The following is a 26,082-nucleotide window of genomic DNA, read 5'->3' as shown; positions in this document are numbered from 1 at the left end:
GGGGGAAGTCGCAACCTTGTCGGCCTTCTACGGTTTGTTTTACGATCGCGAGATTACGATCGCCTAGTAGAGTTCGTATTCGAGCAACTGACAGGCGATCGCCCCATTTGAGATGGGAGTGCGTCGCGACGATTTCAAGCCAATCGATTGAGCGAGGTCTTTATTGCCACTCAAGATATGAGCAGTCCAACCTTTGAAGCGCTGTTTGAGGACGTTGCCCAGCAACTTGTAAAACTCTCCCAATTGACGGCGATCTCCAATTCGCTCCCCGTAAGGAGGATTGCAAACGATAACGCCGCAGTCTGCAGGGGGATCGAGATTGGCTAGATCGGTGCAGGCGAAGTGAATGTAGCGATCTAGCTGGCTGGCGCGGGCGTTCGCACGGGCTCGATCTAAGACATCGCGATCGCGATCGCTGCCTGCTATCGGCGCTTTGAGCCCGGGCAATCGCGAGGCTGCTGCTTCCGCGCAGAGAGCCTTCCACAGAGGGCGATCGAAATCGGGCCAGGATTGAAAGCCGAAGCGATCGCGAAAGCTGCCGGGGGCAATATTGAGCCCTTCGATCGCAGCTTCGAGGGGGAGGGTGCCGGAACCACAGAGGGGATCGAGAAAGGGCAGTTCGGGGGTCCAGTTGGAGAGGTCGAGCAGGGCAGCTGCAAGGGTTTCTTTCAGTGGCGCTTTGCCTATAGCAGGTCGGTAGCCGCGACGGTGCAGGCTGGTGCCAGAGCTATCCAGGCTGAGGGTGCAGCGATCTCGATAAATGTGAACGTTGATGCGCACGTCGGGACGGTCGACATCCACGCTCGATCGATCGCCGAATTGCTGCCGCTGTCGATCCACAATCGCATTCTTTACCTGTAAGGCGGTGTAGTGGCTGTGGTTGAGGGCGCGGCTGCGACCGGTGGCATCGACGGCGAGGGTGCAAGCGGGGGTGAGGTATGCGCTCCAATCCACTGACTGAATGCCGGCGTAGAGGCGATCGGCATCGGGACAGGCAAAGCGATCGATCACCTGCAAAATCCGAAAGGGCAGTCGAGCCCAAAGATTGACCCGATAGAGCAAGCGGCGATCGCCCTCGAATCTCACCCCACAAAAATCGGACTCGATCTTCGCTGCCCCCAGTTGAGAGAGCTCTCGGGCAGCTAGAGATTCCAGTCCTCGGGCAACGGTGGCAAAGAATTCGGACATACGAGCAGAAAGTAAATGAGGTTCAATGCGAGCGGCGATCGCGCAGGTCTAGAAGGCTTCAGACCGATAAGAGGTCGCCAGAGCAGATGCTTCACCGTAGGACTCACTTGAATGCGAGATGCGATCGGTCTCGATTGCAGGCACCTGCGCCAGTCCGAGAAGAGCAATTGTCACTCATCGGGATTCACCTCGATCGATCGTAACTGTTCCTTCAACTGTTCTACCTGCGCTTCCGCCTGCTCCGCCCGCTGCCGTTCTCGCTCCGCTCGCTGCCGTTCTTGCTCCGCCCGCTGCCGTTCTCGCTCCGCCTGCTGCCGTTCTTGCTGTAACGCCTGTGCCAATTCACTCGGAATCAGTAACTTCTCCCCCGTGTCCTCGCGATAAAACCCAATCAATTGACCCTCTATTTGCAAGCGCAACTGCAGCGGTTCGCTGCGATCGTCGGTAATGGGTTCGTAGACATCTCCCCGCAATCGATAGCCCTGAAGCTGTCCTTCAATCCATTCTCCCTTGGGGTCGAACAACCAATATTCCTGCACCCCCAATTGCTCGTACAGCGTGTACTTAAACCCCTCATCCTTTTGTCTCGTTCCCTCAGAGGTCATCTCGAATACCACTGCAGGCACTTGCCCTTCTTCCCAAATCTTGTAGGAATCCCGCCCTCCCGGCTCCACGCCAAAAATCGCCATCACATCGGGAGCCACCCGCAACTTGGGAAATCCCTGAGCGTAGTACATAAACTGATTGCCCAATACCGTCGCCTGCTGGCCTTCTAAATACTGCTTCAACACTTCTAGAGTCACCAGCAGCGCGTATAGGTGAACGTAGGTTTCGGCCACAGGCTCTCCATCGGAGGTGGGATACACCAGCGGTGTTGGGGGTTTCGCAAACGGAGCAGCAACCATCGGTGTAAGAGAAATCGGTAGCTCTATCGTATCGCTGCCCAGGGAGGGTTGGGGGTAAGGTATGCGCTTCAATCCACTGGCTGAATGTCGACGTATAGGCGATCGGTATTGGGGCAGGGAACGCTCGACCGTCACTCCTCAGGATTCACCCCGAGCGATCGCAACTGTTCCTTCAACTGCTCCACCTGCGCTTCTGCCTGCTCCGCCCGCTGTCGTTCCTGCTGTAATGCCTGTGCCAACTCACTCGGAATCAGTAACTTCTCCCCCGTGTCCTCGCGATAAAACCCAATCAATTGACCCTCTATTTGCAAGCGCAACTGCAGCGGTTCGCTGCGATCGTCGGTAATGAGTTCGTAGACATCCCCCCGCAATCGATAGCCCTGAAGCTGTCCTTCAATCCATTCTCCCTTGGGGTCGAACAACCAATATTCTTGCACCCCCAATTGCTCGTACAGCGTGTACTTAAACCCCTCATCCTTTTGTCTCGTTCCCTCAGAGGTCATCTCAAATACCACTGCAGGCACTTGCCCTTCTTCCCAAATCTTGTAGGAATCCCGCCCGCCCGGCTCCACGCCAAAAATCGCCATCACATCGGGAGCCACCCGCAACTTGGGAAATCCCTGAGCGTAGTACATAAACTGATTGCCCAATACTGTCGCCTGCTGGCCTTCTAAATACTGCTTCAACACTTCTAGAGTCACCAGCAGCGCGTATAGGTGAACGTAGGTTTCGGCCACAGGCTCTCCATCGGAGGTGGGATACACCAGCGGTGTTGGGGGTTTCGCAAACGGAGCAGCAACCATCGGTGTAAGAGAAATCGGTAGCTCTATCGTATCGCTGCAGCACGGGTTAGAGGCTAGAGGTACAATAGCCATGCTTTATCGGGAGTAGACCCATTGGTTTCCCTCGCTCGCGTCGAACAGATTTATCGTCAGCCCTTCACTGCCCTCCTGTTTGAGGCCCAAACCGTTCACCGTCAGTCCCACCCGCCGGATGCGGTGCAACTGTGTACGCTGGCGAATATCAAATCCGGTCGCTGCCCCGAAGATTGCAAATACTGTCCCCAAAGCGCTCGCTACGATACGCCAGTCGAAGACTATGCGCTCCTGCCGTTAGAGACCATCATCGAGCAAGCAAAGGTAGCAAAGGCCAATGGTTCTACCCGATTTTGTATGGGGGCGGCTTGGAGGCAAGTTCCAGATGGCCCGGACTTCGATCGCGTACTCGCAATGGTGCGGGCAGTTGTAGACCTAGAGATGGAAGCCTGCGTGACGTTGGGGATGTTGAGAGCAGATCAGGCAAAGCGCTTGGCAGAAGCTGGGTTAACTGCCTACAACCACAACCTCGACACCTCTGCAACCTTCTATCCCGAGATTATTTCGACCCGTACCTATCGCGATCGCCTCGATACTATTGCCGCCGTGTCTGCGGCGGGCATTCAGGTGTGCTGTGGCGGCATTCTCGGTCTGGGGGAAAGCGAGCTCGATCGGATTGAGTTGCTACATACGCTTGCCAATCTCGATCCGCAGCCGGAGTCGGTGCCAGTGAACGCTCTCGTGCCGGTAGAGGGAACTCCGTTCGGCGATCGCCCGCTCGTCAGTGCGATCGATCTGGCCCGCACCATCGCCACTGCCCGCATTCTCATGCCCCGAGCGGTTGTCCGATTGTCTGCCGGCCGCAACCAGATGAGTGCCTCGGACCAAGCCCTGTGCTTTTTGGCTGGAGCCAACTCCATCTTTACGGGCGAAAAACTGCTCACGACCGAGAACCCCGGTTCCGATGCCGATGCGGCTCTATTCCAACAGTTAGGGTTAACCCCTTGGGAGCGGCTGCCACAGCGATCGCTTGCGGCTGCAGAGGCGAGTGGGTAGGGGAGTAGTTCAGTCCACAATGGATTTGATGCGAGCGGCGATCGCATCAGTCTGTTCCAGCATGGCGAGATGGCCGCAGTTGGCCAGCTCGAAAACGATATCCCCTTGTTTGTAGTTTGCGTGGAAGCTAGCTAAATAGTGAACGTATTTGGGCTCCATCACTGTATCTTGCAAGCCGGCGAAGAAATATACCGGTTGTGTCAGGCGCTGCACCACTTGCGGCAATTGATGTACTTCCCGCTCGGTGGTGGAGTCGAGTAGAGAGCCTCGAGCTGCGGCAGCATTGGCCGTACAAAAGTCATACAATCGCTGCTTGCCCCAACAGCGATCTAGAGGGCGGACAACATTATCGCGGCAGAAAAACCACGCCAGACCCGGCAGGCGAGCCAGCCAACTGGGGCGGAGGCGAATCAGTTGCTCTCCAGCGGTACGGAAGCGTTCGAATTCTTCTTTGAGATAAATGCCGCCACCGGCATTCAGACAGATGACACCTGCAATGCGTTCGGGGGCTAGATCGGCGGCCCACAAAGCAATGCTGCCCCCCATGGAGTGACCCACCAGCCAGACGCGATCGAACTGGAGGCGATCGAGCAGTTCCAATAAGTCGCGAGCGTAGCTCGCTAAGTCGAAGGCTCGGGCAGAGCCGAGCTCGGATTGGCCAAAGCCGCGCAGATCGTAGGTGAGGCAGTTGTATTGGGGAAATAGTTGACTGCACAGTGGCTCCCAGTATCGTTGGCTGAGCATCCAACCGTGGACGAACGCTAAGGTGGGCCGCTGGCGATCGCGACTCAGCAGTTGGTAGGCAGGATCGGGGGAATGGGGTGCAGTGGAAGTCACATTTTCATCGTTGCACAATTGGGCTGGTGTTGTGAGGGGGCTGCAAGACTTTTACCCATTGCTTCCTATCGAGAGATGGCGATCGCGCTGGGGTTGCCACAAGATTGGCTGGCTGATGCAAACAGCCTCGCCTTCCCAGAGTTTAGCGGTCATAATAGTTGCGTCGTCCATATTGAGGTGTGTTGGGGATGGCGAGAGAGATTGTCAAACGAGCTTTGAATTTTCGGCAATTGGGATGGCCGATCGCGATCGCCTTAGGAGCCGGAATATTGCCTGCTGCAGCGCTGGAACCCCACGATCTGCGCTACTTGCAGGGGACGGGGCAGTGTGTCGAGTGCCATTTGCAAGATGCCATTCTGGTGAGAGCCCCACTGATGGGGGCACGACTGATGGGGTCGGATTTGAGCCGCTCCGATCTGTCCCGAGCGTCATTGATCGCAGCCGACTTATTTGGCGCGAATCTGACCGAAGTAACGCTGGTGGGAGCCAATTTAGTCGGGGCCGATTTGAGTTATGCCAAACTCAATGAAGCAGATTTGTCAGGGGCAATTCTGTACGATGTGATTTGGAATGGTACTCAGACGGAAGGAGCCTTCTATACCGAAGAGACGGTGTTCGATCCAGAAGTGGATCCAGAAAGTTTGGGTATGATTCTGCTGGAAGAGTAATCGCGCTTTCAACCAGATCTCTATAAAAGCGATCGCCGAGCCGAGCGCCAGTCCACCTAGCTTGGCTACTCTGGAGCAAACGGCTAATCTTTCTGTAATGCCACTAGCGGATATTCTGATCTTGTCAAATGGACCGGGGGAAGTCACCACTTGGGTGCGGCCCGTGGTACTTCAATTGCGGCAAGAGGTGCCCCACGCTCGGCTCTCGCTAGTGTTGTCCCCCTGCAGCCATGCCTCCGGTCGAGAGGCAGAACTAGCGCGCAAGCACCTGCGACTCGATCGCATTCAATCTGCCGAACACTTCTGGCGGTTTTTACTGGCAGGCAAGACTGCGGAGGACTGGGACTGGGCTCCGTTTGGCACGATCTTATTTTTAGGGGGCGATCAGTTTTTTGCCGTTTGGCTGGCGAGACGGCTGCGCTATCGGGTGGTGGTTTATGCCGAATGGGAGGCGCGCTGGCGGCGTTGGGTGGATGCGTTTGCAGTTAGGACAGAGGCGATCGCTCGGACAGCACCCCGGCGATGGCAAGACAAATTCCACGTTGTCGGCGACCTCATGGCAGATGGCGTCGCGGGGAATGCTCTGTCCGTTGCCCCAGAGGCAATCGCGTTCCCGACAGTGCGATCGCTAGAGCTCCAAACCGATACCGCACCGACAGTTCCCGATCCGGGCACAGCCACCGCACCCGATCTTGCGGTTACGGCTCCCGATACCGACTTAGAGCTCTCTCTGCCAGCATCTATCTCGTTGCCTTGGAAGTGGCAGCCCCTCCAAGCCCCCGATCGCCGAGCCTTTCAGATTGGCTTGCTGCCTGGTTCCAAGCCCGCCAAATTATCGTTAGGGGTCCCCCTCGTGCTAGCGGTAGCCGATTGTCTGCGTCAGGCCCTACCCGCCGCCCAATTTGCCATCCCCGTTGCCCCGACACTGGAGGCTCGGGATTTAGCAGCCTACGCCGAGGTCAGCAAAAATCTCGACATTGCAACCATTTACGGCACCTCTGCTCTCTTAGAAGAGGGGGGCAGTACTATGCAACTGGCCACTCCTTTTGGAACTGTGGTGACCTTGTGGCGGGAGTTTCCAGCCTATACGCTACTAGCGAACTGCGATATCTGCGTCACGACGGTAGGGGCCAACACTGCCGAGTTAGCCCGCTTGGGAGTGCCGATGGTGGTGGTTTTGCCCACTAATAAGTTAGAGGCCATGCGGGCTTGGGATGGAGTGTTGGGGTTGCTGGTCAACCTGCCCTTGGCGGGCAAATGGGTGGCCAAATTCATCAATTGGGTGGCTAGCCGAGTGTTGGGCCATCTGGCTTGGCCCAATATCTGGGCGAAAGAACAAGTGGTGCCGGAATTGCGGGGCCGTATTGTCCCCCAAGATGTCGCCGATGCTGTCTGCGAGGTCTTGCTAGACGAGCAGCGCTATCGGGCGATCCGCCAGCGACTGCAGGAGTTTCGAGCCAGTCCCGGTGCGGCTCGGGCGATCGCCGTACTTGTCCGCCAGCAACTGGCCCAAGCAGGAGAGCCCTCGACTGAAGCGGCTGCCGAGCGATCGGAGGAGCGCAGCTAGCGCCATCCCAACCCAATCGAGCACTCTAGATCGACAGCAGTTTTGTCGATGTTTGAGGGGGAGCCAGTCGGGGCAAAATGCCCGAGAGGTCAGAAATTGTCTCTGCAGCAGGAGGCAGCCCCGCCTCGGGGGCAATCATGGGATTGTTGCGACCGAGCCACAGAGCCTGCAAGCCAGCCTGTTTGGCCCCTCGATAGTCTTGGCGCTGACTGTCCCCAACGTGCAGTGCCTGCGAGGCTTCAACGCCTTGCTGCTCGAGAGCGAAGCGAAAGACGCGCGCATCGGGTTTGGCTGCACCCACGGCGGTCGAAACGGCGATCGAACTGAATCGGTCCTGCAGCCCTAACACTTCCAAGACCGCATAGAGGCGAGAGTCGAAATTGGAAATCATGGCGATTTCGACCTCCCGCTCCTGGAGTGCCTCCAACACTGGCATGGTGTCTTCGTAGAGCTCCCAAGCTTCTTGCGTAGCAAAAATATCGAAGACCTCCCGAAAGTAGCCCGAAAAATCCCGAAACTGCTCCAACAGCCCCAGCCCCTGGAAAGTGTGCCGTACAACCGCTTGCCACCAGGCTCGCTCTAGCTTTTGCAATCGGTCTCCCGCGTTGGGAAAGGCCGCCGGAGGAGCGGTTTTAAAAGCTCGATAAAAGGAGCGATTGACCACCTGTGCGTCGGTAATGACACCATAGTCAGCCGCAATCTGACTGTAAATGTGACCGACACTGCCTCGAACCCGGAACAGAGTTCCGACAGCATCGAAGAATACGACGTTAACGTTTAACACAGCACTGTCTCTTGCAATCGAAGGGTCAATTTAAGCGTTTTTCCCCACTCCTCATGGCTGCTTTCCCAGAGAATCTTGCAGCCACAGTCCTCGTACGCAGAATCCCAGCCGTCGATAAAAGGCTTGTGCCTCCAGGTTTTGGCTAAACACCTGTAGCTCTAAAGCGGAACATCCGCTCGCCAGAGCCCATTCCCGCACTGCCGCAATCGAGGCAGTACCCAACCCCCGTCGGCGATATTGAGGGTGAACCCAGAGAGACAACAGATAGGCGACGGGCAATCCAGAAACTTGCGACTCCCCCCGACACGCCCAAACGCACGCAACACTCGATTCTCCACCCTGGCATTCCACCGGATCGATCCACCAAAAGGGGGCCATTTGGGGGTGGAAATATCGTGCCGCAGTCTTGTCTAGATGCTGCCAAGACTGCTGTTGCGGAAATGCTTCTGCAAATGCAGCTCGGAAGCAACGGCAAAGCCGCTCGCGATCGCCCTCAACTCCCACTCTCCAGCAATACCCTGACGGTAGCGCTACCGATGGGGTCGCCATTGCGAGTTAGGGGAATATAGGCGGTTGGACCGCCATCGGGGAGGTAAAGCAAACAACTGTTGCCACAGGTTGCCATATCGCCGATAGGGCTGACTCGTCTGTGGGAGCGGGCTGAGCCATATCTCCCGGCAGAAACGAGCGGGCACTGACGACAAACAGGGTGAATGCAAACACCACAAAGATGAGGGCGGGCACGATGTATTGCCTGAGAAAGTCCTTCATATTTCTTCAACATCCTTACTTTCAGGATATCGGTTTTTGTTCGCAATGGGATGTGGCTGAAGGGATCGCGTCCCGGGCAGCGTCTATTGAGAGACGAGTTCTAGCGGAAACTCTTCGGTTTCGATCGTAAAGGTGCGTTCCCGATTGTTGCGCAGAACCGAGATCTGGAGAATGTCGCCAGCAGCAGCCCGTTCTACCCGCTGTTGCAAGGTTGTGGAATCTGCAATTAGCTCGCCGTCAATGGCTACAATCACATCGCCGCGACGCAACCCTCCCCTGGCTGCCGGACCTTCGGGGGCAACGGCCTGAATCAGCACCCCTGCATCGGCGGACAGTTGAAAGGTGGAGCGGGGACTGGCATTGACGCGATCGCGCAGTTCGGAGGTAACTGTACTCATTTGAATGCCCAAATAAGCACGGCTGACGCGACCGTTGGCCACCAGTTGATTGGCAATGCGTTGGGCGGTGCGGATGGGGACGGCAAAACCAATTCCATTGGCACCGCGAATGATGGCTGTATTCATGCCGATGACCTGCCCGCGTTCGTTGAGCAGGGGACCGCCGGAGTTGCCGGGGTTGATGGCGGCATCGGTTTGAATGAACTCGGCTCGCTGCGTGGGAATTCCCACATCGGCTGCCGATCGCCCCACAGCGCTAATAATGCCGACCGTAACGGTGCTATCTAAGCCGAGGGGGTTGCCAATCGCGATCGCCCATTCTCCAGGCACGAGCAGGCGAGAATCTCCCAAAGTGGCGACCGGCAATTGATTGGCTTCGATGCGAACGACGGCCACATCCGTCAGACTGTCGGCCCCCAACACCTCTCCTGGAAAGCTGCGGCCATCTTGGAGCACCACCTCGACGCGATCGGCCCCCTGCACGACATGGGCATTGGTAAACACCAGGCCATCGTCAGTCACGATAAAGCCCGACCCTTCTCCCCGCTGCTGGAAGGGGCTAGAGCCGCGCAACTGACGGCGATCGCGTACCGTACGGGAGGAATTAATTCTGACCACTGCTGGCCCGACTCGTTCGACTGCATCCGCGACAAAGTTGGGGTCTGCGATCGGAGCAGCTTGGGCCAGAAGGAGGGGAGAACTGTTGCTGTCGGCGGGTAAGGCCAAAGCACTCGTTCTGAGGGGCTGTAGGAAAGGGGGTTGGCTGAGAGATTGAACCAACAGGGAAATAAAGCAGAGACAGACAGTCCAGCTAATCGCTTTACCGAGCGATCGCATTACAGAAAAGGCCATAGTCAATCGAGGGATGTGAGGATTGTTCTATCGTAACCGTCCCGCGACTGCTACTGGTGGAGCGAAGTGAACGGCAAGGTGATTGCAGCGTACGCTATGCCGAGCGATGCCTCCACCCGTTACTTGAACTTTCACGATCGCCCCCAAAAACAGCGGTACAGTGGATAATACTGTCCAACTGTCTTCGGAGAGTCGAACCCATGCCCCGCAGCATGCGCAACGATAATTTTATCGACAAAAGCTTTACGGTTATGGCCGACATGATCCTCAAGATGATGCCGGGTGTCAATCGCGACGAGAAAAAAGCCTTTGTCTATTACCGCGATGGCATGAGCGCCCAAGCTGACGGCGATTACGCAGAAGCCTTGGATAACTACAAAGAAGCCCTAGAGCTGGAAGAAAACCTCATCGATCGCAGCTACATCTACTACAACATGGGGCTGATCGAACAAAGTAACGGCAACATCGACGAAGCCCTGAACTTATATCAGCAGTCTCTCGATCTCAACCCTCGCAACTGCTCTGCCCTCAACAACATTGCAGTTTTGCTGCACTATCGGGGCGATCGGGCGATCGAGGCGGGCAAAGAAGAAGAAGGGGAAGAATTGTTCGATCGCGCTGCCGAATATTGGATCAAAGCCATTCGTATTGCCCCCGGCAACTACATCGAGGCCCAAAACTGGCTCAAGATCACCGGACGTGCCAACATTAACGCTCTCTGAGCCTCGACCGACCCCCCAACCACCCCGTTGCCCCACCGAAATTCCATGAGCATCGATCGCGCCCAAGTCCGCCACGTCGCCCACCTAGCCCGCTTAGAATTGACCGAAGCAGAAGAAACCCAACTGACCCGAGAGTTAGCAGACATCCTCGCTTACGTCGAGCAATTGAGCGAGCTGGACACTGAGGACGTGCCCCCCACCATGCACGCGCTCGACATACCCGCCGCCCTCCGCGCTGACGTTCCCAATCCCTGGGGCGATCGCGAAGCCATGCTCGAAAACGCCCCCGATCGCGAAGACGACTTTTTCAAAGTCCCCCAACTGCTTGCCACAGAAGAGTAGATCTGTTGGCCTAGAGAGACACCTCGTGCTTGCCCAAAAGCTTTGTATACTCTCTCTGCAACATCTCGCACCTCCAGCACATTCGGCTGAACCTCTATGCTTTTGACCACCACTGATGTCCTCCAAGAGACCCACATCCGCGAATATGTCGGCGTCGTGACCGCTGAGGTCGTCTATGGCTCCAATTTCATCCGCGATTGGTTTGCCAACATCCGCGAAGTGATTGGCGGACGCACGGGCAGCTACGAGCGCCTGTTCGAACAGGGGCACGAGAAGGCTATGAAAGAGATGGAAAAACGCGCCCGACGCATGGGGGCTAACGCCGTCATTGGCATTTCCACCAACACCGGCAGTATCAACATCGACGAGAAAGGAGTGTTGTTGCTGATTACGGCGACCGGCACAGCCGTAACAATCGAGGACTAGCGTTCCTCTAGCCCAAAAATTTCCGAGATAATCTCTGTATCGAATTTCTCAAAGGGAAACGGCTTGTCAACGGTCGCCCTTGGGGCCGAACTGTTTTTATTATCGGGGGTTAATTGGTAGCGAATGACCTGCGATCCCCGACGGAGAGTAATGTTAAGGCGATCGCCCCGCCGGTCGATCTGCCATGTACCCGCACTATTTTGAAAGGTTCGGCTGCCTCCGCCAAACGAAGCATCCAGTGCCGGTCCCGAGCGAGTGCGAATTCGACCGGAGCTAGTTTCGACGACTAATTCTAAGCGTCCGCCGTGGCCCTGACCGCTGACAATTTGGCCGTTGCCCCGCCAGACGGTTTGCGCTGCAGCTTGTGCCCAACCACCGATCGCGGGGCCGAGCAAAATAGCGGCTCCGAGACATCCTCCTAGCAACCATTTAGACAGGCGAGCCCCATCACTTCGGTGCGTTTGGCTCGGTCGATTGCAGTTGCTTCGATTGGGGCTGGTTAAACTGTTCATCACGCCAAACACGCGTAGTTTCAAGGTCAGGCTGAGGGGGGAAACGAATGCTGCGGCTGGGCTGTCCGCTTGCCCTCAATTCCCCCAGTGGGTGAAGATTCCACTCAGCTAGTTCTAATCTACGCAGTATTAGTCAAACAGGGTAGGCAGAAGACTGTGCCCTTAGTTACCAGTTCGCGCATATCGAACCCCTAACCTCGCGCAGGCCAGCTTTCTTTAAGGGAGGGTGCAATCCGAGCTAACTGCTGCTGTGTTGGGGGCGCTTTACCGAGAGCGGGCAGCAGGGGTATCGAGGGGAGCGATCGCTACTTCTGGAGAGGCGGCGATCGCCGTTTGCGTCACAACAGGCCATTGCAAGAAGGCACTGCGCGTCACAGATTGAGTGGTGAGATCGAACAGTGGATTGGATAAAATTCCGGCTAAAACCGTTACCGCCAAGGTAATTGCCATACCCAGTTGTAGGGGGCGCATCCCCGGCAGTTGCCAGTCGGGCTCGGGATAGTTCTGCACCGCTTCAGACATTTCCTGCGGCTCCTTCACCACCATCATCTTGATGACGCGCACGTAGTAGTAGATCGAAATCACGCTGGTAAATAGGCCCACCAGCACCAAGGCATAGGCTTCTGCCTGCCAACCGGCCCAGAATAAGTAAATCTTGCCGAAAAAGCCTGCCATGGGAGGAATGCCCCCCAGCGAGAGCAAACAGACTGTCAAGCATAGAGTCAAGAAGGGATCTTTTTGATAGAGACCGCTATATTCCGCGATCTCGTCCGTGCCAGTCTGCAGGGCAAACAGAGTGACGCACAAAAACGCCCCCAAATTCATGAACAGATAAATAATCAGGTAAAACAGAGCTGAAGAATATCCCGCTTCGGTGCCGATCGCCAAACCAATCAGGACAAACCCCGCTTGGGCGATGGAAGAGTAGGCCAACAGGCGCTTCATACTGTTTTGGGCCAGTGCCACCACATTGCCCAAAATCATGGTCAAAATAGCCAGCACTGTCAGAACTGCCTGCCATTCATCGGTCAAGGCTGGAAACACGGTTGTCAAAAAGCGCAGGGCCAGTGCAAAGCCTGCGGCTTTCGAGCCAACGGATAGAAAGGCGACGACCGGTGTGGGAGACCCTTCGTAAACGTCGGGGGTCCATTGGTGAAAGGGAACGACAGCCAACTTAAAGGCAATGCCAGAAATGCAGAAGACCAAGGCCAGCGTACCGGCCAGTCCCGCATTGGCGAGGGCTGGGGCGATGTTTTCCAAGAGCGTTTCGCCCCCAGACAGGCCGTAAAGCAGCGACATGCCATACAGGAAAATGGCGGTACTGCTGGCCCCAACGAGTAGATATTTGAGTGCGGCTTCGTTCGATCGCGGATCTCGCTTGGTATAGCCTGCCATGAGATAGCTGGAAATACTGAGAGTCTCTAGGGCCACAAACAACATCACCATATCGGTGGAACCAGCTAGGAACATGCCGCCTAGGGTGGCAGTCAGCAGCAAAATATAGAACTCTGGGGCCGATGTGCCGGATTGATTGATATAACGCACGGACATCAGCACCACAATGGCCACTGTAATGACCAAGAGGCCGCGAAAGACGATGCTAATGGGGTCGGCGGTGAAGCTACCTAGAAATCCAACGGGATCGGCGCTGCCCCACTGAGCGTAGAGAGCAGCTAAGGCTCCGCCCGCACCGGCAATGGCCAACGCTGGAATCAAGCGGGCTACTGTGGCTCCCCAAATTAGGTCGATCAGCAAAATGCTCAGTAGCGTTACCGTCACAATCGCCTCGGGCAAGATCGTACCTGCGTTGAGAACGATATTGGGTTCGAAGATGTTCATTATCGTGCGGGACCGCTCCGTCAATCGTAAAATAATCAACTTTGAAATATTGGCACCCGAAATGTTGGCACCTTGCGCCACAAGCGCGGCACACCGCCTCTTAGCATACCGCGAAATTTCTGAACCCTAAGCAAGTGCGAGGCTGGCAGCGTGCTGACAGTCCAGCAGGCGATCGCCTTTGTGAGGTCTCACCCTCCGAGCCCGAGTGATGGCTTGAGTGATGTGGAATACCTGTCATGCGGAACTTGGCACGGTTGAGGTGCAATCGCAGTGAGGAGTGGCAGAATAAGTGGGGTCTGCTGCCGAAATTTGCAGCCTGTTAGGGACAAGAACTCTTGCGAATCGCCACAAACTCCTAGATATAGTTATGTTCGAGCCGTTCGGCCTGCGATTAGCCATATCTGTGGGATTTGTGTATGAATCATATATAGAGGAGTGTGAGAAAATCATGCAGTTTAGCCGCTCGGTACCGCAGCGATGGTGCCCCCCTGCATTAGCAGGAGCGATTTGGGTTAGCACTTGGGCGATCGCTTCTCCAGTTGTCTGGGCAAAGCCCGAATCCAGTCAAGAATTGCTGACTCCGCCAACGGAGATTGCCGATGCCGAGTGGGCGATCGCTCAGGCAGGCGAAGGGACTGAAACGTTCAGCCCAATCGACGACATTCAACTCGATCGATTTGAGGAAACAGGGGGATTTAGCCCGATCGACGATATCCCACTGGGGGAGAACGATATCCCCCTCGGCGAGATCGAAAGAGCCTCCGAATTATTGGAAGACGGGGACGAAGCCGCACAGCTTGAAGAAGAGATTAACGAAACCTTCCCCGATCGCGGCTTAGTTGCCCCTCCAGCGATCGTTCCTGATGACCCCCAGGATATCGTGACTCCTGAGGCTCCTCCTCTGCTCGATTTTCCGGCTGATTTACCCCCCGTAGAAGGCATCGACGCTGCTGAAACGTTGCAACTGCCAAACGAACCGTTTCAAGTGCGAGTGGAATCGATTCGGGGGCTGTCACTCGACGAAGCTTTGGCAAGAGCTCTCGAACGCAACTCCACGATTAGACAGGCTGAGCTCGACGTGGAGATTGCCCGCAAAGGGGTTAGGCAAGCGCGGGGAGAATTTTTCCCACAGTTATCAACCAGCGTCAACTATAGTTTCAGCGATCCGGCCAGCCCAGATATTGGCTCCTTTTCCGCATTTCTAATCGGCGATGGCGCTCCTGCAACCGATAGCAACATCACGAACGTCGTGAGCGGACAGATTCGGTTTGACTTTACCGTGATTGATGGGGGCGGTCGAATTGCCCGCAATCTAGCAGCAGATCGAGCATTGGCTGTAGCTGAGTTCAACCTCGCTCAAACAATTCAAGATGTGCTGCTCGATGTTGGGGAATCCTATTACAGCCTGCAACTTGCCGATACGACAGTCTTGGTTGAAGAAGCTGATGTAGAAGAATCGCGAGCTAGTTTGCGAGATGCAGAGGCCCGTCAGCGAGCTGGTGTCGGCACTCGATTTGATGTATTGCAGGCTCAATCTGAGTTAGCAAATAATCAGGTAGAGCTGATTCAGGCGCTCAATAACCAAAGGGTATCCCGATTCGATTTGGCCCGATTGTTGAGCTTTGAAGAGACTGTGGAAGTTGCCGCAACCGACCCCATTGTTCCGACAGAAACTTGGGGCCTCAGTCTGGAGGAAACCTTGGTGCTTGCTTTTGAGAATCGGGCTGAATTTGAGAGCCTTCGAGAGCAAGTCGAGCAACTGCGACAGAATGCTCAAAACGCTCTATCGAATGTCAGGCCAAATGTCAGTATCTTTTCCACCTTTGACTATCAGGCTCAGCTTCAAGATACCTTCTCGCAGACATCATTCATCGAACGAGGTTACTCGGTGGGTGCTACATTTAACTGGACCTTTTTCGATGGCTGGCAATCGCTGTCAGCAGCTCAGCAGTCCGACTTGCAAAGGCAGCAAACCCGCCTTAGTTTTGCAGAGGCGAGAAATAACATCCGCTTTGAGGTAGAAAACGCCTTCTTCTCGCTCAATTCTTTCCGCGAGCAAATTGAGGCAGCTAAGGTCGCTTTAACCAGTTCTCAGGAGGAGCTGCGCTTGGCTCGCCTGAGATTCGAAGCAGGGGTAGGCACCCAAACGGAAGTGCTCGACGCTCAAGGGCGGTTAGCGATCGCGCGCCAAAATCTAGCCGATGCGGTGTCTAACTACAATTTGACCATTGTGCAGCTCAAGCGCGCGGTTAACGGTCTCTAGGCTGACTGACATCCCGAACAACAGCGATCGCCCTGTTTCTTAAGGAAATGGAAACTATGTCATCCCTTCCGAAGGGCGCGGATAGGATCGAACTGCCTGAATTTCGCAGGCGATGGAGCAGATTTGATTCCCGTTCGACTGGCTCATTTGCTGCCCTTGCGAATATCCAGCTTGCAGTTTGAATGCCGAAGAGCAGAGGTGACCCATGAGTCAAATTCCCATTTCACTGCTGACCCTCGTGCTCGGAGTTGCACTCACGCTGTTCGGGCTGTGGCTCGGACAAAACAATGGTTTACTGCCCGAGCAAGCCTCAGTACAGGCTCCCCTCGTCGATAACTTTTTCAACGCCCAGTTGGCGATCGCTGCTGTCCTTTACATTCTGGTGCAGGGGGCGATTATTTGGTTTGCGATTCAATATCGACAGCGCCCGGGAGATGACTCCGACGGAGTGCCGATTGAGGGCAACGTCCCCCTCGAAGCCTTTTGGACGCTGATCCCGGCAGTCATCGTCATGGCATTGGGTATCTACAGCGTGGATATCTTCTCCCAGATGGGAGGCTTTGCTCCGGCAAAGGTCAGTGCTAGCGCAACTGAAGTCACAGAACTGCAGCCTGGCGATCTACAGTTGGTCAGTGATGGAGAGGCAACTGATGCTGAGTCGCTGCTAGAGAATAAACTGCCCACCTTCGGGTTTGGCGCGACTAGAGCTGACGCGGCATCGCAGGTGGAGGTCAACGTGACCGGCCTGCAATACGCTTGGCTGTTTGACTATCCCGGCTACGATATCTTGGCGGGAGAACTCCACATTCCGGTCGATCGCCCCATCCAGCTCAATATCAAAGCTCAAGACGTGATCCACTCATTTTGGGTGCCGCAATTTCGGCTCAAGCAAGATGCCCTCCCCGGCCAACCCACCCAGTTACATTTCACTGCCACCCGCCTCGGTACCTATCCCGTTGTCTGTGCCGAATTGTGCGGTGCTTACCACGGTGGCATGCGCACCACGGTAGTGGTGGAGTCTGAGGAAGACTATGCCGCTTGGCTAGAGGAAAACCAGACATTGGCCCTACAAGGCCAGCAGGATGCACTGGCAATGGCTCCTGCTTTAGATTCAGCCTTTGCGGACGAGCACCTGCACCATATGGGTCTCGATCCGGCACAGATGCCGATGGAGATGCCAATGGAGAGGTTAGCCACTCAATAGACGACCCCTTCTACCGAGCTCACGACCAGTATTCGCGATCGCGAGAGATTTTGCATTTATGGCACAAGCATCCATACCCTTACAGTCCCCTTCCACCCGGCCTGAGGGACAGCACCATCCCCCCCGCCAGTGGAAGTGGTACGACTACTTCACCTTCAATATCGATCACAAAGTTATTGGCATTCAGTACATCGTCACGGGGTTTATCTTCTATCTGATTGGCGGGTTGATGGCGATGGTGATGCGGGCGGAACTCTATACCGCCGATTCCGATTTACTCGATCCCAGTCTCTATAACGCGCTACTGACCAACCACGGCACGATCATGATCTTCATGTGGATCGTGCCTGCTGCCATTGGCGGCTTTGGCAATTACCTCGTTCCCCTCATGATTGGGGCGCGAGATATGGCTTTCCCCCGCTTAAATGCGTTGGCCTTTTGGCTGGTACCGCCTTCGGGAGCACTGCTGTTGGGCAGCTTCCTCTTTGGCGGCGCTCAGGCAGGCTGGACCTCCTATCCCCCCCTCAGCACGATTACGGCGACCACCGCTCAATCCATGTGGATTTTGAGCGTAACGCTGGCGGGAACGTCCTCAATTTTTGGGGCGGTGAACTTTATCATCACCATCTTCAAGTTGCGGGTACCCAGTCTCAAGTGGGACCAGTTACCCCTGTTCTGCTGGGCGATTTTAGCCACCTCGATCTTAGCCTTGGCCTCTACCCCTGTCTTGGCGATCGGCCTTACCTTGCTGCTGTTCGATATTAATTTCGGGACATCATTTTTTAAGCCAGATGCGGGCGGCAATATTGTGATGTACCAGCACCTGTTCTGGTTCTATTCCCACCCCGCCGTTTATCTGATGATCTTGCCAATTTTCGGCATTATGTCAGAAGTAATCTCCCCCCATTCCCGCAAGCCCATCTTTGGCTATAAGGCGATCGCCTATTCCAGTTTGGCCATTTGTGCCGTGGGCCTGTTTGTCTGGGTTCACCACATGTTCACCAGCGGTACCCCCCCCTGGATGCGGATTTTCTTCACCATCTCCACCCTGATTGTGTCGGTGCCGACGGGGGTCAAAATCTTCAGTTGGGTGGCCACGTTGTGGGGGGGCAAGATTCGTCTCAATAGTCCCATGCTATTTGCTCTAGGGCTGCTCTCTATGTTTGTGATTGGCGGTCTCAGCGGTGTGACCCTCGGGACTGCCCCCATCGATATCCACGTTCACGACACCTATTACGTGGTAGCCCACTTCCATTACGTCCTGTTTGGGGGATCGGTCTTCGGTCTGTATGCGGGGCTATACCACTGGTTCCCCAAGATGACGGGCCGCATGTACAACGAGACTTGGGGACGAGTTCACTTCGTCCTCACCTTGATTGGCACCAATCTCACCTTTCTGCCAATGCACTATCTCGGCCTACAGGGGATGCCCCGCCGCGTGGCCATGTACGATCCCCAGTTCGAATCCCTCAACCACCTCTGCACTTTCGGTTCCATCCTGCTCGGGTTCTCGGTGTTTCCCTTCTTCATCAACATGATTTGGAGTTGGATGTACGGTCCTGAAGCCAGCGGCAATCCCTGGCAAGCGCTGACCTTGGAATGGACCACCAACTCGCCCCCCCTCGTGGAGAATTGGGAAGAATTACCCGTGGTGGAATACGGTCCTTACGAATACGGCCAAGGGATCGAGCCACCCGATTTACCCCATCTAGAACCCGAGCCCGTTGCCTCAGCCTAATGCTCGTGGCGGACTTCGACGCACGGAGTCCGCTGATAGATTGCCCCACCTTCCCGTTTTATCGTCGCAGGCTAATGATTATGCAAGGATCTACTGTCGAGTCTTCTGACTCTGTCTCGATTGCTGGAGTTGCCGGTGCTCCTATCGATAGCGCTGTCGCAGCGCACCCCGACTATCGCGTCTTGGGACTGCTCACCTTTTTAGCTTCGGAATCGCTGATGTTTGGGGGCTTGTTTGCCACCTACATCGTCTTTATGCTGACCAAAACCACTTGGCCCCCCGAAGGGACCGAGGTGGAACTGTTTTTGCCCACCATCAACACCATCATTCTGGTGTCGAGCAGCTTTGTGATTCATTACGGCACTAAGGCGGTCAAAGAGAACGACATCAAGGGATTGCGCCTCTGGTTTGCGGCCACTGCAGCGATGGGGGCGGTGTTCTTGGGCGGTCAAATCTACGAGTATGTCAACTTGGGCTATGGCTTGAGTACAAACCTATTCGCCAATTGTTTTTACGTGATGACAGGCTTTCACGGCTTGCACGTGTTCGTGGGCATTTTGCTCATTCTCGGGACGATCTGGCGATCGCGTCGTCCCGGACACTACTCCGCAGACCATCACGTCGGCGTCGAAATGGCCGAGATCTACTGGCACTTCGTCGATATCATCTGGATTATTCTGTTTACCCTGATTTATATCTTGACGACGATCTAATAAATCTGTAATAGAGAATGCGCTGTCACTCCATTGCTTTTTATTTCCACAACTGAAGTAACCACAAACATATTAGTGGAGTAAATTAATTCGCTTCAACGATTAGAACCTCTTGAGAGATCCGGCGTTTCTTTGCATAGAAATAGATGGCTAGTATCATCAGGAGCACTAATCCAATTAGTCCTAGGGCAGCACTATAAATAGGCAAGCCATCCTTGAAGATCGCTAACGATACCACAGCAATCAACAAGACGGTAGGCAGCTCATTTAATAAACGGAGCTGCTGACCAGTCCAACCACACGTTTCGGAAGATAAATTTCTAAAAATCTTTCTACAGTAAAAATGATAGAGGATTAACAACAAAACGAGTCCGAGCTTTAGTTGCAACCATTGTTGATGTATGAGAGTGCGATCGCTCGCCAGCAAGCCCATTGCCATCACAAGCGTCACAATCATTCCAGGAGTCGCAATGATATTCAATAGGCGCTTTTCCATTACGCGATACTGAGATTTTAGCAAGGACTTCGCAGGTTCCGGTCGCCCGCTTGCTTCTACGTCATAGATAAAGAGTCGAACCAGGTAGAATAAGCCCGAGAACCAAACGACAACACCCACAATGTGAAATACTTTAAGCCATAAATAAGCCATCAGATTAGGTCTCCCAACTTTGAGATCGCTCGAGGAAAAATACTCTTTTATTAGAAAATTGTGTTTGAAGGGCGGCACAGAAACCGCCCCCTATTCTCCCCAGGCAGCAATTGAGGACATACTGGCGGGGATAGCTGTAAAAACTGGAGGACTTATTCTACCGCCGCCAATTCTGAAGTGCGATCGCTAGGTTGCCGTTCTGTACTGCCCTTTCTGTCTTGTTTTGTTAGCAGCTCGAATGTATGTTCGCCAATCGCAGCTTTTACGTCAGATTCTAATGCGTGCATGACGTTACAGTTGAGCTGGAATGCAAAGTTCGCCTCTTCCACAATTTTCTCGGCTAGGGTTTCATCCAGAGCTAATGAATTTAGCGCGTCGCGATATTTACCTTTAAAAGCGCATCTAGCCTCTGGGGTAGGAAAGGCATCGAACTCGTAGAATCCAGTACCACGATCGGCTGGTAACTCCATCGCCGATCGCACGATGTTTTTTAGACTCTGCCCTCCCGATAAATCTCCGAGATAGCGGACATAGGCATGAGCCACTAACAACGCTGGATGGGTAGCTGCCACCCAACGGATTCTCGACACATATTGTTTGCCTGCATCGGAGGACCGAATGCGATCGCGCCACTGCTCGCCGTAATAAAATTTAAGGTCTTCCTCCAACTTGGCCTGACGATTGAGCTCTGGGAAGTAAATGGGGCCGACAACTGCATGTTGGCTGTAACTCTGCATTTCCTCTTCTAATGCGGAGTAGAGGAAGTACAAATCTGCAAGCAACTTTTGAAAAGGCCCTTGCTCTACAATTCCTTTGAGAAAACACTTCATAAAGGCGGTGTTTTCTGCCATAGTATGAGACTCGGCTGTGCCCTGTCTGAGTTGTGCAGCTAAGTTTCCAGACATCTTTAATACCTCTTTGATAAGTAGCTTTAGGGTTTCTAGGTTTCTATCGGCTAGAGAAAAACGTCCGAATTGATGCGCTCGAGTTAGACTGCTATAGTTTGTTCGGCGTCTACTAGAGGCCAATTCGCCCAGTCTTGGGGCTTCAAGAATGTCTCGTACAGTTCTGCTTCTGGAGTTCCCGGTTCCGGTTGATAGTTGTACTCCCATCGAGTCAGGGGAGGCAGTGACATGAGGATGGATTCGGTGCGGCCATTGGTTTGCAAGCCAAAGATCGTGCCTCGGTCGTACAAAAGGTTGAATTCTACATAGCGACCTCTGCGGTACAGTTGGAAGTCACGCTGGCGATCGCCATACTCCATCTGTTGTCGACGCTCGGCAATCGGGAGGTAGGCAGGCAAAAAGGAATTACCGCAACTCTGCACGAACGCGAAGATCTCCTCCCAACTTCTAGACGCGGGACCGATGCGATCGCTAGCAGTTGCAGCTAAACCATCGGGATTTGGCCCCGCATACAGAGGGCTGCGATCGCCCTGGTAATCGAAGAAAATCCCGCCAATGCCTCGCGCCTCCTGACGGTGCTTCAAATAGAAATATTCATCGCACCACCGTTTGAATACCGGGTAGTAGTGGGGATTGTGGGCATCGCAGGCTTGTTCGATCGTGCGGTGGAAGTGAACGGCATCTTCCCCATAGGGATAGTAGGGGGTGAGATCGATACCGCCACCAAACCACCAAATGGGACCGGCTTCGAAATAGCGATAGTTGAGATGGACGGTGGGTACAAACGGGTTGCGGGGATGCAATACCATCGAGGTACCCGTAGCATAGAACCCGCGACCGATCGCATCGGGTCGTTGAGTCAAAATCGCCGCAGGGAGGGAATCTCCCCATACTTCCGAAAAATTGACTCCCCCTTGTTCGAACACTCGCCCATCGCGAATCACCCGCGTCCGACCGCCACCCCCTTCTGGTCGCTGCCAGTTGTCTTCCTGGAAGCACGCCTCACCATCGAGCCCCTCCAACCCCTGACAAATCTGGTCCTGTAGGGTTTGGACAAACTGCTTTACGCGCAAGCGAGAATCGGCTGGCGGACGCAGGTTCTCACCTTGAAGCGCTGTTTCAGTCTTTGCTGATTCGACAGATACGTTAGGACTCATATTTAACTACCTAAATGCTGTGAATGATAGAAAGTGCCGCGATCGCCCTAGATGAAGACCGGATGCGTCGCGGCGTGACAACCTTGCTTCTTCTGGACGCACTAATAGCTTCATAGCTATCTAGCAATAAAAGGAAAATATTTTTCAAAACTTTACAAATTCTATAGGAGTTGTGCAGAGGATCTTGGGCTAGCAGGCAGCAATAAGCCTTGCTTAGAGATGGTTTTAGGTACTTTTGGCTCAGGCGGAATGGCTTGCATAGAATCAGAATTGCTATATCATTAGATAGAAATTAAATAAATCAGTTGACCTAAAACACTTATGGTTACTTCAGCGCAAGCCCCAGTTGGCAAGTTGCAGCACGCTTCCCAGCCCCGCATTCGGGAAACAGTGCTCGCACCGCGCTTCTACACAACAGATTTTGACGCAGCTGCCGAGATGGACCTCTCTTCTCAGCGGGCAGAGCTTGAAGCCATGCTGGAAGAAATGCAGACGGACTACAATCGCTACCATTTCGTGCGGGATCGAGAGTTCGAGCAATCTTGGGAACATATCGATGATGAAACGCGAGCAGCATTTGTAGACTTCCTGGAACGCTCCTGTTCCTCAGAGTTTTCGGGCTTCTTACTCTTTAAGGAGATGTCGCGCAAGCTCAAGCAGCGCAATCCGTTGCTGTCTGACATTCTGAATTTGATGGCCCGCGATGAAGCTCGACATGCCGCCTTCCTCAACAAAACGATGGGAGATTTCAATCTCGCCTTCGATTTACCCCACTTGAGCAAATCTCGCAGCTATACCTACTTCCCGCTGCCTTGGGTGCTCTATACGGTCTACCTGTCAGAAAAAATCGGCTACTGGCGTTACATCACCATCTATCGCCATTTGGAGGCCCAGCCGGATCGCCGCTTCCACCCCCTGTTCAAATATTTCAAGAATTGGTGCCAGGACGAAAACCGCCACGGCGATATCTTCAAGGCATTAGTGCGATCTCAGCCCCGCCTCTGGAATAACTGGCGAGCTCGTCTCTGGGTGCGCTTCTTCTTGCTGTCAGTATTTGCCACCCATACGCTGACCGTACACGAGCGTGCGGAATTTTACGAATCCCTCGGTCTAGATCCGACTGAATACGATCGGGAAGTGATTCGTCAGACCAACAATACGGCCAAAGGGGCGTTTCCCGTCGTTCTCGACACCGACCATCCCGAGTTTTTCCAGCGATTGCATCGCTGCTCGAATCTCAATCTCAAGATGCAGCAGATCGATGCCAGCAAGCTGCCGCCAGGGCTGAAAACATTGCGAAAGCTACCTTTGATTGCCTCCAGTCTGTGGCAAATTCTGCGGTTGTACGCGATCGCTCCGATTGATTGCGAGTCTCTTCGCGGTACCGTCTCGTAACACAGTCAGTTGTGTATCCTTCCGTCTGGCATGACAGCCCCGGATAAGTCGACATCTGTGAGGTCAACCCCCGTCAGGTCCGCGCCCCTTAAGTTAGCCTCGCGCAAGATCGCACCTTTCAAGTTGGCGTAGCTGAGATCGGCCGCTTGCAAATTGGCTTGGGTGAGATCGGCTGCTGCAAAGCCCGATTGGAGTGTGCCAGTGAAATCCGCGCGGCAGAGTCTTGCCCCTGTGAGGTTTGCGTCGAATAAGAGAGCCCCCCCCAGCCGGACATAACTCATATCGGCATGGCTGAAGTTGACATGGCCTAAATCGGTTCTGCGATCCGAAGAGGACTGTAGATCGGCCTCAATCAACAACGCCCTAGCAAAATTGGCCGTATTCCCATTGGCCCCATTCAGAATGGCTTTCAGTAGATAGGCCCCAGACAAATTGCATCGAATTAACTTAGCCCCACTGAGATCGGTTTCCCGCAATCGGGCTGCCGATAAATCGGCCTCGCTGAAATCTGTCCCCCACAACAACGCTTCACTCAAGTCAGCCTGCCGAAGATTCGTCTGACTGAAATTGCTTTGTCCCAAGCGAGCTTGCCGAAAATCTACCTGCTGAAAGTTGGCTTCGAGCAGACTGGCATGCAATATCTCCGATTCCTGCAACATTGCCTCGGCAAAGTTGCGATCGCCTAAAGCATACCGTCGCAATACCTCTTCAGCATTCATTGCATTTCTCCATGCATCACTCTCAAACTCTATCGAACTGCACGGGGTGGTGCCCCAGATTTGCAATACCCCCAACACATCGGGCCTGTTCGGAAGGAAAGCGCGCAATAAACGAGGGATCGAAACAGACTCGCAGCAATTGAACAGCAATCAATCAACATATATATATTTATATGGCTATATATTGACTATTGTGGACGGTCACTTGTCTGTCCGCGCTGTAAAATCAATGAGTTCCTTAGCGATCGGACTGCACCGATATCCGATCTGGAAGGCCGCTTCTCTGAATGAGTGGCTCTACAATGGCGGTCCTTACCAGCTAATCGTTTTGCACTTTCTCATTGCCATCTTTTCCTAAATGGGGCGTCGAGGTGCAGGTGGGCTATCTGCTGGGATTTACCTGCAGCGGTACCGACTCCTCTCAGTCATTGTCGATAAAGGCAAAGCCCGATCCTTTTGGATGCAGGAGCTGCATAATTATCTGGGCTTACCACCCGACACTTCCGGCTACGAATTATTAAAACAGGGAAAACATTATTAAAACAGGGAAAACATCATTACACCTCTTTAGGTGGACACCTGCTGAATGGCTATATCGAAGAGGTCACAGACGAAAGAGCGACCTTTGTCATACGGCTAAAAGTGGGACGTCAAAACAGCATCTATCCTGTGATTACGCCCTACATTACGATCTTTACCCACGGTCGTTTTGATGTGACTGCAGAGATGCGGAAGAAGCTGCGATCGTACGGATATCGACTGATTGAAACCCCTATCAAGCAATTTCTCGGTGAAAATCATCAGATGACAGGGGTTGAGTTAATCGATGGCTCGATCGTTGAGTTAGAGACAGGGTTGATATCGTTTGGATCGCGCTATCACAATACTTATCTGAAAGGACTACATCTGGAATTCAATGATGGAAATCTCGTAACAGACAAAATGGGACGAACCTCTCACCCAAGAATTTTTGCTGTTGGGGATTAAAAAGTGGGTCTCAATCAGGTTGTGGTCGCGGCTGGGGATGGTGCATTAGCGGCAACACAAATCTGGCGAGATATTCGCAGCTCTGCGGGAGCCCGACAGTGGGTTGAGAATCTAAACCATCAGCTTATTTAGATTTTTCCAAAGATGAACTTCTAGGAGTACTAAATGCTTTAAATTGCTTAAATGCTTCAGCTTGTTGAATCAAGCGATCGCTAATGCGATCGCAAACCAACTCACACAAGTCGAAAATAGTTGGATCGGCGATGGAATAGTAAGCACTAACGCCCTTTGGCTCTCGTTCGAGGATGCCTGCTTCAGTTAATAATTTGAGATGCTTGGATACGTTGGCTTGTCCGAGCCCTGTAGCCTCCACGAGTGCGTTCACACTCATAGGACCGCTCCGCAAGCAGTTTAAGACCTGAAGTCGGCTGACTTCTGAAAGCAGCTTAAAATAGTTTGCAACTTGGGAGAGGACATCTGGATCGACAACTGACATCTGCGATAAGCCCATACTTTTTGATGACTTCATAATTATATGGTATCACTAGTGGTTAAGGAGCATTCCCTCAGCGCAGCCATCCCATCGCACCATCCTTTATTTCTTTCATAGCTTATTGAGTTACAGAGCTCGCAGGTTGCTGCCCAACCTCTAAAAGACGGCGGCTATCGG

Annotated in this window: 28 protein-coding genes and 1 pseudogene; 13 read left to right on the top strand and 16 right to left on the bottom strand. The window is 53.9% G+C overall.

Features of this window, described 5'->3' with window-relative positions; all coding sequences use genetic code 11:
- Positions 1-63 precede the first annotated feature (63 nt).
- From SYN7336_RS00285 to SYN7336_RS00270, 4 genes are all read right to left on the bottom strand, one after another.
- Entirely contained in the window at positions 64-1,188 is a 1,125-nt protein-coding gene (locus SYN7336_RS00285; RefSeq protein ID WP_017323905.1) for a class I SAM-dependent RNA methyltransferase, read from the bottom strand.
- A 48-nt stretch (positions 1,189-1,236) separates the two neighbouring features.
- A complete protein-coding gene (locus tag SYN7336_RS32560; protein ID WP_017323904.1) occupies positions 1,237-1,362 on the bottom strand; it encodes a hypothetical protein in 126 nt (41 codons plus the stop codon).
- Positions 1,359-2,093 (bottom strand): Uma2 family endonuclease, encoded by a 735-nt coding sequence (locus tag SYN7336_RS00275; protein ID WP_017323903.1) that lies wholly within the window; start codon positions 2,091-2,093, stop codon positions 1,359-1,361. Before SYN7336_RS00275 ends, SYN7336_RS32560 begins: the two co-directional genes overlap by 4 nt.
- 131 nt (positions 2,094-2,224) lie before the next feature.
- Positions 2,225-2,896, bottom strand: a complete 672-nt coding sequence (locus SYN7336_RS00270; protein WP_017323902.1) for a Uma2 family endonuclease — start codon at positions 2,894-2,896, stop codon at positions 2,225-2,227.
- 93 nt (positions 2,897-2,989) lie between these two features.
- On the opposite strand from SYN7336_RS00270, the gene bioB reads away from it, so the two are divergent.
- On the top strand, positions 2,990-3,964 hold the full coding sequence (gene bioB, locus SYN7336_RS00265) for a biotin synthase BioB (protein WP_017323901.1): 975 nt from the start codon (positions 2,990-2,992) through the stop codon (positions 3,962-3,964).
- A 9-nt stretch (positions 3,965-3,973) separates the two neighbouring features.
- Here the strand turns inward: bioB and SYN7336_RS00260 are convergent, their stop codons facing one another.
- The gene (locus SYN7336_RS00260; protein WP_017323900.1) at positions 3,974-4,801 is read right to left on the bottom strand and encodes an alpha/beta fold hydrolase; all 828 of its coding nucleotides are present in this window, start codon (positions 4,799-4,801) and stop codon (positions 3,974-3,976) included.
- 188 nt (positions 4,802-4,989) lie between these two features.
- Between SYN7336_RS00260 and SYN7336_RS23755 the strand changes: the two genes are divergently transcribed.
- Positions 4,990-5,469, top strand: a complete 480-nt coding sequence (locus SYN7336_RS23755; protein WP_017323899.1) for a pentapeptide repeat-containing protein — start codon at positions 4,990-4,992, stop codon at positions 5,467-5,469.
- 97 nt (positions 5,470-5,566) lie between these two features.
- Positions 5,567-7,036 (top strand): hypothetical protein, encoded by a 1,470-nt coding sequence (locus tag SYN7336_RS00250; protein ID WP_017323898.1) that lies wholly within the window; start codon positions 5,567-5,569, stop codon positions 7,034-7,036.
- A 25-nt stretch (positions 7,037-7,061) separates the two neighbouring features.
- Here the strand turns inward: SYN7336_RS00250 and SYN7336_RS23750 are convergent, their stop codons facing one another.
- The 4 genes from SYN7336_RS23750 to SYN7336_RS00230 all read right to left on the bottom strand — a co-directional run bounded on the left by SYN7336_RS23750 (position 7,062) and on the right by SYN7336_RS00230 (position 9,841).
- Positions 7,062-7,820 (bottom strand): HAD-IA family hydrolase, encoded by a 759-nt coding sequence (locus SYN7336_RS23750; RefSeq protein ID WP_017323897.1) that lies wholly within the window; start codon positions 7,818-7,820, stop codon positions 7,062-7,064.
- Between the two features lie 51 nt (positions 7,821-7,871).
- Positions 7,872-8,369 (bottom strand): GNAT family N-acetyltransferase, encoded by a 498-nt coding sequence (locus SYN7336_RS00240; RefSeq protein WP_083885618.1) that lies wholly within the window; start codon positions 8,367-8,369, stop codon positions 7,872-7,874.
- Positions 8,370-8,375: 6 nt separating this feature from the next.
- On the bottom strand, positions 8,376-8,591 hold the full coding sequence (locus SYN7336_RS23745; protein ID WP_017323895.1) for a hypothetical protein: 216 nt from the start codon (positions 8,589-8,591) through the stop codon (positions 8,376-8,378).
- Positions 8,592-8,674: 83 nt separating this feature from the next.
- Positions 8,675-9,841 carry a trypsin-like peptidase domain-containing protein gene (locus SYN7336_RS00230; protein WP_227498571.1) on the bottom strand — a complete coding sequence of 389 codons (1,167 nt, stop codon included), beginning with the start codon at positions 9,839-9,841 and terminating at the stop codon, positions 8,675-8,677.
- 200 nt (positions 9,842-10,041) lie between these two features.
- Between SYN7336_RS00230 and SYN7336_RS00225 the strand changes: the two genes are divergently transcribed.
- The 3 genes from SYN7336_RS00225 to SYN7336_RS00215 all read left to right on the top strand — a co-directional run bounded on the left by SYN7336_RS00225 (position 10,042) and on the right by SYN7336_RS00215 (position 11,331).
- Positions 10,042-10,563, top strand: a complete 522-nt coding sequence (locus tag SYN7336_RS00225) for a photosystem I assembly protein Ycf3 (RefSeq protein WP_017323893.1) — start codon at positions 10,042-10,044, stop codon at positions 10,561-10,563.
- Between the two features lie 45 nt (positions 10,564-10,608).
- Positions 10,609-10,905 (top strand): Asp-tRNA(Asn)/Glu-tRNA(Gln) amidotransferase subunit GatC, encoded by a 297-nt coding sequence (gene gatC, locus SYN7336_RS00220; RefSeq protein WP_017323892.1) that lies wholly within the window; start codon positions 10,609-10,611, stop codon positions 10,903-10,905.
- A gap of 96 nt (positions 10,906-11,001) precedes the next feature.
- Entirely contained in the window at positions 11,002-11,331 is a 330-nt protein-coding gene (locus SYN7336_RS00215; protein WP_017323891.1) for a YbjQ family protein, read from the top strand.
- Here the strand turns inward: SYN7336_RS00215 and SYN7336_RS00210 are convergent.
- Positions 11,328-11,843: a hypothetical protein gene (locus SYN7336_RS00210; protein WP_017323890.1), complete on the bottom strand. Its 516-nt coding sequence runs from the start codon at positions 11,841-11,843 to the stop codon at positions 11,328-11,330. The genes SYN7336_RS00215 and SYN7336_RS00210 overlap by 4 nt on opposite strands.
- Positions 11,844-12,107: 264 nt before the next feature.
- Positions 12,108-13,682 carry an NAD(P)H-quinone oxidoreductase subunit N gene (locus SYN7336_RS00205; protein WP_026100566.1) on the bottom strand — a complete coding sequence of 525 codons (1,575 nt, stop codon included), beginning with the start codon at positions 13,680-13,682 and terminating at the stop codon, positions 12,108-12,110.
- Between the two features lie 448 nt (positions 13,683-14,130).
- Here SYN7336_RS00205 and SYN7336_RS23740 point away from each other — a divergent pair, with 448 nt between their 5' ends.
- The 4 genes from SYN7336_RS23740 (at position 14,131) to SYN7336_RS00185 (ending at position 19,600) form a co-directional block, all read left to right on the top strand.
- Positions 14,131-15,945, top strand: a complete 1,815-nt coding sequence (locus SYN7336_RS23740; protein WP_017323888.1) for a TolC family protein — start codon at positions 14,131-14,133, stop codon at positions 15,943-15,945.
- Between the two features lie 205 nt (positions 15,946-16,150).
- Positions 16,151-17,149, top strand: coding sequence for a cytochrome c oxidase subunit II (locus SYN7336_RS00195; RefSeq protein WP_017323887.1), 999 nt, complete (start codon positions 16,151-16,153; stop codon positions 17,147-17,149).
- A gap of 58 nt (positions 17,150-17,207) precedes the next feature.
- Positions 17,208-18,887, top strand: a complete 1,680-nt coding sequence (gene ctaD, locus SYN7336_RS00190; protein ID WP_017323886.1) for a cytochrome c oxidase subunit I — start codon at positions 17,208-17,210, stop codon at positions 18,885-18,887.
- Positions 18,888-18,967: 80 nt separating this feature from the next.
- Positions 18,968-19,600: a heme-copper oxidase subunit III gene (locus SYN7336_RS00185; protein ID WP_026100565.1), complete on the top strand. Its 633-nt coding sequence runs from the start codon at positions 18,968-18,970 to the stop codon at positions 19,598-19,600.
- An 85-nt stretch (positions 19,601-19,685) separates the two neighbouring features.
- Here SYN7336_RS00185 and hemJ read toward each other — a convergent pair whose 3' ends face one another.
- From hemJ to hemF, 3 genes are all read right to left on the bottom strand, one after another.
- Positions 19,686-20,249: a protoporphyrinogen oxidase HemJ gene (gene hemJ, locus SYN7336_RS00180; RefSeq protein WP_017323884.1), complete on the bottom strand. Its 564-nt coding sequence runs from the start codon at positions 20,247-20,249 to the stop codon at positions 19,686-19,688.
- A 152-nt stretch (positions 20,250-20,401) separates the two neighbouring features.
- Entirely contained in the window at positions 20,402-21,154 is a 753-nt protein-coding gene (locus tag SYN7336_RS00175; RefSeq protein ID WP_017323883.1) for a heme oxygenase (biliverdin-producing), read from the bottom strand.
- An 83-nt stretch (positions 21,155-21,237) separates the two neighbouring features.
- Positions 21,238-22,311: an oxygen-dependent coproporphyrinogen oxidase gene (gene hemF, locus SYN7336_RS00170; protein ID WP_017323882.1), complete on the bottom strand. Its 1,074-nt coding sequence runs from the start codon at positions 22,309-22,311 to the stop codon at positions 21,238-21,240.
- 321 nt (positions 22,312-22,632) lie between these two features.
- Between hemF and acsF the strand changes: the two genes are divergently transcribed.
- Complete coding sequence (acsF, locus tag SYN7336_RS00165) at positions 22,633-23,706, top strand: magnesium-protoporphyrin IX monomethyl ester (oxidative) cyclase (RefSeq protein ID WP_017323881.1); 1,074 nt, start codon at positions 22,633-22,635, stop codon at positions 23,704-23,706.
- Positions 23,707-23,711: 5 nt separating this feature from the next.
- Here acsF and hetL read toward each other — a convergent pair whose 3' ends face one another.
- Positions 23,712-24,425, bottom strand: coding sequence for a heterocyst differentiation pentapeptide repeat protein HetL (gene hetL / locus SYN7336_RS00160; protein ID WP_017323880.1), 714 nt, complete (start codon positions 24,423-24,425; stop codon positions 23,712-23,714).
- Between the two features lie 232 nt (positions 24,426-24,657).
- Between hetL and SYN7336_RS30280 the strand changes: the two are divergent.
- Positions 24,658-24,777 (top strand): annotated as a pseudogene (locus SYN7336_RS30280) (photosystem II q(b) protein); the annotation flags it as partial.
- A 290-nt stretch (positions 24,778-25,067) separates the two neighbouring features.
- On the top strand, positions 25,068-25,412 hold the full coding sequence (locus SYN7336_RS32085) for an FAD-dependent oxidoreductase (protein ID WP_026100563.1): 345 nt from the start codon (positions 25,068-25,070) through the stop codon (positions 25,410-25,412).
- A 124-nt stretch (positions 25,413-25,536) separates the two neighbouring features.
- On the opposite strand, the gene SYN7336_RS00140 is transcribed toward SYN7336_RS32085, so the two are convergent.
- On the bottom strand, positions 25,537-25,941 hold the full coding sequence (locus SYN7336_RS00140) for a helix-turn-helix transcriptional regulator (protein WP_227498570.1): 405 nt from the start codon (positions 25,939-25,941) through the stop codon (positions 25,537-25,539).
- Positions 25,942-26,082: the final 141 nt, after the last annotated feature.

Origin of the sequence: Synechococcus sp. PCC 7336, assembly GCF_000332275.1 — a bacterium.
GTDB lineage: Bacteria > Cyanobacteriota > Cyanobacteriia > Thermostichales > PCC-7336 > PCC-7336.
The sequence above is the reverse complement of the archived record's forward strand: the minus strand, read 5'-3'. Positions and strand labels throughout refer to the sequence as shown.